Raw genomic sequence first — 6,359 nt, 5'->3', positions numbered from 1 at the left:
TATATGAATAAAGTTATTAATGGTGATTTCACTAACGGCCTTGATAGCTGGAATGTTGACGAGGGAACTGTTAAGGTTTTGAGTGAAGGTAGCATTAATTTTGCGAGACTTTATGCCAATGCTCATCTGATTTATCAACGAATTAATATTGATAAAAACAAAAAATATACATTTTCATGTCAGGCAAGGGTAAGTCACTCTTTACTGGAAGTTTATGTGGGTAGCAGAAGGCTAAGTAAACCCAACGACACGGCGCGGGTCACCAGTATAGGGTTTTTTGAAGAGTATTCCGTTGAGATTGATAATGAAAGCGATGAGTATCTTGATGTCATAACGGTTGTGATGCCGAATACTTTTGAACCTGAAGAGGCTTACGCAGATTTGACTGATGTATCTTTGACAGAAATTCAGTTTTAAGTCTTTAATAACGACCCGGCAACAGCAGGTAACATTCTGAGGCGGAGAGTCACGGCCTTTTGTGAACTATTATAGATTGTCATTGGCTAAGCTCACTCTGCAATTGATTTTTGCCTGAAGGTACACTTTCTTTTTTGCATTCAGTTAATAAAAACGGCAGCCCCACCGGGCTGCCGTTATATCACGCTATTCCTCGACTCAGGTCCGTACCCGCAGCATCGCTTCAATCTTATCGGCGATTTTAGTGACCACATAGGCGATCACCATATAAAACACCACCGCAATCAGGAAGGCTTCCAGATAATAGAAATTGAGCGCCGCGGTAAGCTGGGCCTGGGCAAAAATATCGACTACCTCAATGGCGAACGCCAGCGACAGCGCTTTCATAATTACCATAAACGCATTCGCCAGATCCGGGATTGCCGCCACGATAATCTGGGGGAACATGACGCGGCGGAACAGCTGGCCGCCGCTGTAGCCGAGCGACAGCGCGGCGTCCGACTGACCGCTGTCGAATGAGTTGAGCGCGCCTTTCCACACTTCGGCCTGAAAAGCGGCTACGCAGGCGCTGAGCGCCACGATGATAATCACCCAGTTCGGCAACGAGTGCGCATTGACTGCTACGCCCGCCAGCGTGGCGACGAAATGCACCGCGGGCGGCAGACCGTAGTAGGCGAGGAAGATCACCACCACCATCGGCACGCCCTTGAAGGCAATCTTGTAGGCAATCACCAGCTGGCGCAGCAGCGGATAGCGGCGATGCTCAATAAAGGCGAACAGGCCGCCAAGCAGCGTCGAGCAGATAAATACCGTCACTGCCATCAGCAGCGTCACCGGCACCGCGTCGAGAATGCTCCAGAAATCCGGCAGCAACACTTCACTGTCAAACATGCTCTTTCTCCCTCGCTCAGACGCTGACGTTCAGCTTCACGCGTGGCGCTTTCGCGCTGTACTTTGCGTGGCGCCGCTCAAAGAAACGCACAATCAGCCATGCCACCAGGCACAGCAGCGAATAGATCACCGCCAGCACCAGATAGGTGCCGAACTGATACTGGTTATAGTCGCGCTCCATGATCAGATGCGCGGTCGCCATGACATCCGCCGCGCCGATATACATCACCAGCGCCACGTTATGGATCAGGTAGATAATGGCGTTGCCATAGCCGGGCAGGGCGAAATGCAGCGCCTGCGGGCCGACGATGCGCAGCATCTTATGGCGGAAGCTGTAGCCCATGCTGTCAGCGGCATCGTGCTGGCCGCGTTCGACGGCGAGAAACGCCGGACGCATCACCTCAGACAAATAGCCGCCGTGATAAAGGCTGAGACCAATCATTGCCGCCACGTTGGCGGTGAAAAAATCGCTCATGCCGAGGTTATCGCTGATAAGCGGCAGGCCGTAGAAGGCGACGAACAGCTGCAGCACCACCGGCACGCTGCGCGCGTAGGAAACGTAGAGATCGGCCAGCTGGCTGAGCACGGGAATGCGCCGCACGCGGAACAGGGTGGCGATCAGCGCCAGCACAAAGCCCACCAGCATGGCGACCAGCATTATGCCGAGCGTCAGCGGCAGCGCTGACAGCAGCTCGGGGATCATTGCGGAAAGATTCACGGTGAAACACTCCAGCTAATAGGGACAGCCTGCGCCGTGCATCACACGGCGCCGCATCCGTTACTTCATGTACTTCGTGACGTCTTCGCCGAACCACTTCTGCGCCAGCTTATCCAGCGTGCCGTCAGCCTTTAGCTGCTGCAGCGCGTTGTTGACGTCGCTGCTCAGCGCCTGATTTTCAGCGGAACGGTGGATCAGCACATAGGTGTTATTGATCGCCACCGGCTCGCTGGCTTTGATCGCCAGCTTCTGGTTGTCGATAACGGTCTGCTCGCCGAGGTTGGAAGGCAGGATCAGCGCGTCATATTTGCCGTTCTGCACCTCTTTCAGGCGGTCGGGATAGGGCACGCCAGCGCTGGAAGCTTTAACAGAGACTTTGTCGTTCGGGTTCTCCTGCTGCCACTGGGTAACAAATTTATAGACGCCGCCGCCTGCGGTGACGGGCACGATATTTTTGCCCACCAGATCTTTCATGCCGTTGATATTGCTGTCGCTGCGGCTGTAGATCTTCATCAGGCTGGCACCAATCGGCGCGTCCGGGATTAGGAACTGCTTGCTGCGCGCAGGCGCTTTGTAATAACCGCCGGTGGCCATATCGTATTTACCGGTGGCGAGGCCGGTTTCCTGCGCGATATCCGCCGCGCCTTCCATCACAAATTTGTACTGCGGCAGCTTAGCGTTGATCGCCTTCAGCACGTCCGGCTCGTAGCCCTGCGGCTCGTGGCCGATGGCGCCCCACGACAGCGGTTTGGACTCCGCTGCGGTGGCGATTTTAATGGTGCGCACCGCGTCGGCGAAGCTGCTGCCGCTGACCAGCGCGAGGGCGATGATGCCTGGCGCGGCCAGACGACGTAAGGTGGTTTTAAGTGCAGGCATGTCTTGGTTTCCTTTAATTATTAGAAGACGCGTTCTGTATTGAGGAACTGGGCAAGGCGCGGCAGGGTGGGACGGTCGAAAATCTCAGACGGGCTGCCCTGCGCGGCCACCACGCCCTGATCCATAAAGACGATACGATTTGAGACGCTTTTAGCGAACTGCATCTCATGCGTCACCAGCAGCGACGTAATGCCGGAAGAGGTGACATCTTTAATCACCTTCAGCACCTCGCCGACCAGCTCGGGATCGAGCGAGGAGGTGGGTTCGTCGAACAGCATCACGTCCGGGCGCACCGCCAGCGCGCGCGCAATGCCGGTGCGCTGCAGCTGACCGCCAGAGAGCTGCGACGGATAGTGATCGCGTTTGGCGCCGAGGCCTACGCGGTCCAGCTCCTCCAGGGCAATATCGCGCGCCTGCTGTTTGCTTTTGCGCTGGATCACTATCAGCGGATCCATCACGTTCTCCAGCACCGTCATGTTTTTGAACACGTTGAACTGCTGGAACACCATGGCTGTGCGCAGACGAATCGCCTGAATTGCCGCTTTATCCGGCGTCTGGTAATCCATGCGGATCTGATCGAGCTGAATGGTGCCTGAGGCGGGTTTCGCCAGATAGTTGATGCAGCGCAGCAGCGTGGTTTTCCCGGTGCCGCTGGGGCCGATAATCGACACCACGTCGCCGCGTTTCACCGACAGATCGACCCCTTTCAGGATCGGATTGTTGCCGTAGGCGAGCGTAATATTGTTGAGTTCTAACATGGCGTCACTCTACTTGTTCTGGTCAGCATGGCCGAGCACATGCATCAGACGGTTGGCCCAGCCAAAAATGGCGATCGCGTGGATCAGATCGACGATCTCCGCCTCGTTCATCCCCACCGCGCGCAGCGCTGCGACGTCGTCCGGCGTCGCCTCTGACGGCGTCACCGACAGGCGGCGTGCAAAACGGTAGATTGCCGCGTCGCGCGCCCCCAGCGCATCGGCGCGGTCAAAATAGATGGCGCTCACCGCCGCGTCGTTCTCCGCCAGCTGAACGTGGCGGCGCGCATGCACCACCGCGCAGTATTTGCAGCCGTTGACGATCGATGCGCCCAGCGCGCCCAGCTCGCGATCGGCGCGATTCAGACCGCCTTCGACATACATAATGGCGTTGAACAGCGCGGTGCGCGCCACGTAGCTTTCGGGATCGTGCACCAGCGTACGCACATACTCTGAGATTTTTTTATTTGAGGGCGTCACCTTCATGGCGTCCAGCTGCGCGGGCGTCGCGGCGTCCACCTCGACCGGCGCAATATAGGGGTGCCAGTGTAACGGCTTGAGACTGACCGACGGGATCATGCGGACCTCAGTAAACGTAAGCCAGCCGCCACGCGCGTCTGGAAGTTAACAAAAGCGATCAGCTCCGACAGCGCAACGATTTGCGGCGCCGTGAGCCCGGCCTGTTCCAGCAGGCGAATATGCTGTTCGGTGGCCTGCGTCGGCTGCTGGGTAATTAAATCGGTGTGGCGCGCAAGGGTCGCCAGCGGTTCGTCCGCAGGCTGCGCGCCTTCCGCCAGCGCCAGCAGCGTGGCCGCGGGCTGATAGCGCGCCAGCTGCGTCTGATAGTCGTGCTGCAGCGCGGCGTCCTGGTTCAGCTTCGCCATCCGCAGCGCCAGCGCCAGACGCAGCTCAGCGGCCAGGCCCTGGTCATCCGCAGGTGTCAGCACCGACGCGCGGCACTGTTCCGCGCCGTCCACAAATTCCGGACGCAAGCGGCGCGTCCTGTAGAGCGCCTCCTGCGGCGTCAGCCCTGCGGCTCGATCAATCGCGTCGCTCATTGCGCGTTCTCCTGTTTCAGTAATGGGGTGGCGTCCACCCACTCATCGCCCTGCAGCTCAGGGATAGCGTAGGCCTGCAGGCTGGCGTAGTGCTGCTCGACGTCTTCGCTAAACAGCGAGGCGGTGATGCCGCGCACCAGGCGATCGGCGCCGGCGCTAACCGCCGGAATATCGCCGGAAACCTTGCCGTGGGTCAGCATTGCGGCATCGTTGAAGCAGTGAATATGCGCCAGCATCGAGCAGGCGCCAGGGGTGCGTTCGCGGAATTCAAACGCCGGGCCGAGATCGGGCGCTTCCAGCATGCTCTGGCGCGCCGGACCCATCGCGGGCTGATAACGGCCATCGGCCCAGCTACGAATGTGCGGCGCAAGAGCGGCGAATTCCGGGCGGCCGTGAAAGTTATTGCTGAAGCCGGTGGCGGCAATCAGATAGTCGTAGCGCAGCGTGCCTTGTGTGGTGTCGATCAGCAGGCCATCCTCCTGCTGCCGCACGGCGTTGATGCCGCAGTCCAGCAGAAAGCGCGCGTTGGCGTGACGGGATACGCGCAGCGTGGAGGCGCGCGGCGGCGGCGTTTGCGTCGTCGCCGCGTAGTCGACAAATTTCCATTTCCAGGCGTCCAGCAGCTGGTGCATGCCCTGTACCACGCCCGGACTGCCGATGCCGGTCATTTTGTTGATGCGCGGCATCGCCTTACGGCGGATCAGCAGATCCACCTCCGCCGCGCCGTGCTCCAGCGCGGTGGCGGCGTTATCCATCGACGACGCGCCTGCGCCGATGACCGCCACGCGCTTGCCGCGCAGCGCGTCGAAATCGATCGTATCGGCGGAGTGCGCCCAGAAGCGGCGATCGACGTTGTGGAGAAAATCGGGCACGGCGAAGCCGCCCAGGCCGGAGCGCCCGGTCGCCAGCACCAGCCGCCGGGTATAGACGCGGCCGGTTTCCGCGCCGCTCAGGTCGAGCGCGATCAGCGCGTCCGCCTGCGCAATGCGGGTGACGCGCACGCCGTTCTCAACCGGCAGGTTCAGCGCCTTGCGATACCAGATCAGATAATCCATCCACTGATCTTTGGGAATTTTGTCCAGCGCCTGCCACGCGGCGTTGCCATGCTGCGCGGTAAACCAGGCGCGGAAGGTGAGCGGCGCCAGGCCGAGCGCCGGACCCTGCAGACTTTTCGGCGAGCGCAGCGTCTCCATGCGCGCGAAGGTGACCCACGGCCCCTCCAGACCAGCAGGCGCGGCATCATAGGCGACCACGTTGCTGATGCCGGTCAGCCGCAGTTTAGCCAGCGCCGCCAGACCGCACATGCCTGCGCCAATCACCACCACGTCGCGCACCGGCTCGCCGTGGAAGGTGCGCGCCGGCACCCAGGGTTTGGCGGGCAGTTCAAGGTATTCCAGATCCTGCTGCAGCTGGGCTTCCAGCGCGGCAAGGCCGTCAGCAGTCTGTGTCATCGCTCTTTCCTTTTGTCAGCGGCGTAGGGGCGAAACCTGATACATGCCAGCAGTTAGCGCCGTTTTACTATCCGAAAATTGCATACTAGAACGCTACTAATCGATATTTTGCATAGTAAGCGTCAAGATTTCGCATATTCCTCTGCGACTGAAAAAGAGTCAATTGCCGCGCTCGGCTTTGTACCAATGGATT

At 59.2% G+C, this 6,359-nt stretch carries 8 protein-coding genes; 1 reads left to right on the top strand and 7 read right to left on the bottom strand.

Annotation, left to right across the window (positions count from 1 at the left end; all coding sequences use genetic code 11):
• Nucleotides 1-417, top strand: a 417-nt coding sequence (locus tag B2J69_RS24125; protein WP_158083445.1) for a hypothetical protein, incomplete at its 5' end; no start/stop codon positions are given.
• 198 nt (nucleotides 418-615) lie between these two features.
• On the opposite strand, the gene B2J69_RS19485 is transcribed toward B2J69_RS24125, so the two are convergent.
• The 7 genes from B2J69_RS19485 to B2J69_RS19455 form a co-directional block, all read right to left on the bottom strand.
• Nucleotides 616-1,308 (bottom strand): amino acid ABC transporter permease, encoded by a 693-nt coding sequence (locus tag B2J69_RS19485; RefSeq protein WP_081141369.1) that lies wholly within the window; start codon nucleotides 1,306-1,308, stop codon nucleotides 616-618.
• A gap of 16 nt (nucleotides 1,309-1,324) precedes the next feature.
• Nucleotides 1,325-2,011, bottom strand: a complete 687-nt coding sequence (locus B2J69_RS19480; RefSeq protein WP_201789483.1) for an amino acid ABC transporter permease — start codon at nucleotides 2,009-2,011, stop codon at nucleotides 1,325-1,327.
• A gap of 75 nt (nucleotides 2,012-2,086) precedes the next feature.
• A complete protein-coding gene (locus B2J69_RS19475; protein WP_081141363.1) occupies nucleotides 2,087-2,902 on the bottom strand; it encodes a transporter substrate-binding domain-containing protein in 816 nt (271 codons plus the stop codon).
• Nucleotides 2,903-2,922: 20 nt separating this feature from the next.
• Complete coding sequence (locus B2J69_RS19470) at nucleotides 2,923-3,660, bottom strand: amino acid ABC transporter ATP-binding protein (RefSeq protein WP_081141360.1); 738 nt, start codon at nucleotides 3,658-3,660, stop codon at nucleotides 2,923-2,925.
• Nucleotides 3,661-3,669: 9 nt separating this feature from the next.
• Nucleotides 3,670-4,236, bottom strand: a complete 567-nt coding sequence (locus B2J69_RS19465; RefSeq protein ID WP_081141357.1) for a peroxidase-related enzyme — start codon at nucleotides 4,234-4,236, stop codon at nucleotides 3,670-3,672.
• The gene (locus tag B2J69_RS19460; protein ID WP_081141354.1) at nucleotides 4,233-4,715 is read right to left on the bottom strand and encodes a carboxymuconolactone decarboxylase family protein; all 483 of its coding nucleotides are present in this window, start codon (nucleotides 4,713-4,715) and stop codon (nucleotides 4,233-4,235) included. Before B2J69_RS19460 ends, B2J69_RS19465 begins: the two co-directional genes overlap by 4 nt.
• On the bottom strand, nucleotides 4,712-6,166 hold the full coding sequence (locus B2J69_RS19455) for an NAD(P)-binding domain-containing protein (RefSeq protein WP_081141351.1): 1,455 nt from the start codon (nucleotides 6,164-6,166) through the stop codon (nucleotides 4,712-4,714). Before B2J69_RS19455 ends, B2J69_RS19460 begins: the two co-directional genes overlap by 4 nt.
• Nucleotides 6,167-6,359: the final 193 nt, after the last annotated feature.

The organism is Pantoea latae (assembly GCF_002077695.1).
Taxonomy (GTDB): domain Bacteria; phylum Pseudomonadota; class Gammaproteobacteria; order Enterobacterales; family Enterobacteriaceae; genus Pantoea; species Pantoea latae.
Note: the sequence above shows the minus strand (reverse complement) of the source record. Positions and strands in the feature narration are given on the sequence as shown.

Coding starts and splice junctions, on each gene's coding strand:
- B2J69_RS19480 (WP_201789483.1), bottom strand. CDS start 2,011: ATGATCCCCGAGCTGCTGTCAGCGCTGCCGCTGACGCTCGGCATAATG.
- B2J69_RS19455 (WP_081141351.1), bottom strand. CDS start 6,166: ATGACACAGACTGCTGACGGCCTTGCCGCGCTGGAAGCCCAGCTGCAG.
- B2J69_RS19460 (WP_081141354.1), bottom strand. CDS start 4,715: ATGAGCGACGCGATTGATCGAGCCGCAGGGCTGACGCCGCAGGAGGCG.
- B2J69_RS19475 (WP_081141363.1), bottom strand. CDS start 2,902: ATGCCTGCACTTAAAACCACCTTACGTCGTCTGGCCGCGCCAGGCATC.
- B2J69_RS19485 (WP_081141369.1), bottom strand. CDS start 1,308: ATGTTTGACAGTGAAGTGTTGCTGCCGGATTTCTGGAGCATTCTCGAC.
- B2J69_RS19470 (WP_081141360.1), bottom strand. CDS start 3,660: ATGTTAGAACTCAACAATATTACGCTCGCCTACGGCAACAATCCGATC.
- B2J69_RS19465 (WP_081141357.1), bottom strand. CDS start 4,236: ATGATCCCGTCGGTCAGTCTCAAGCCGTTACACTGGCACCCCTATATT.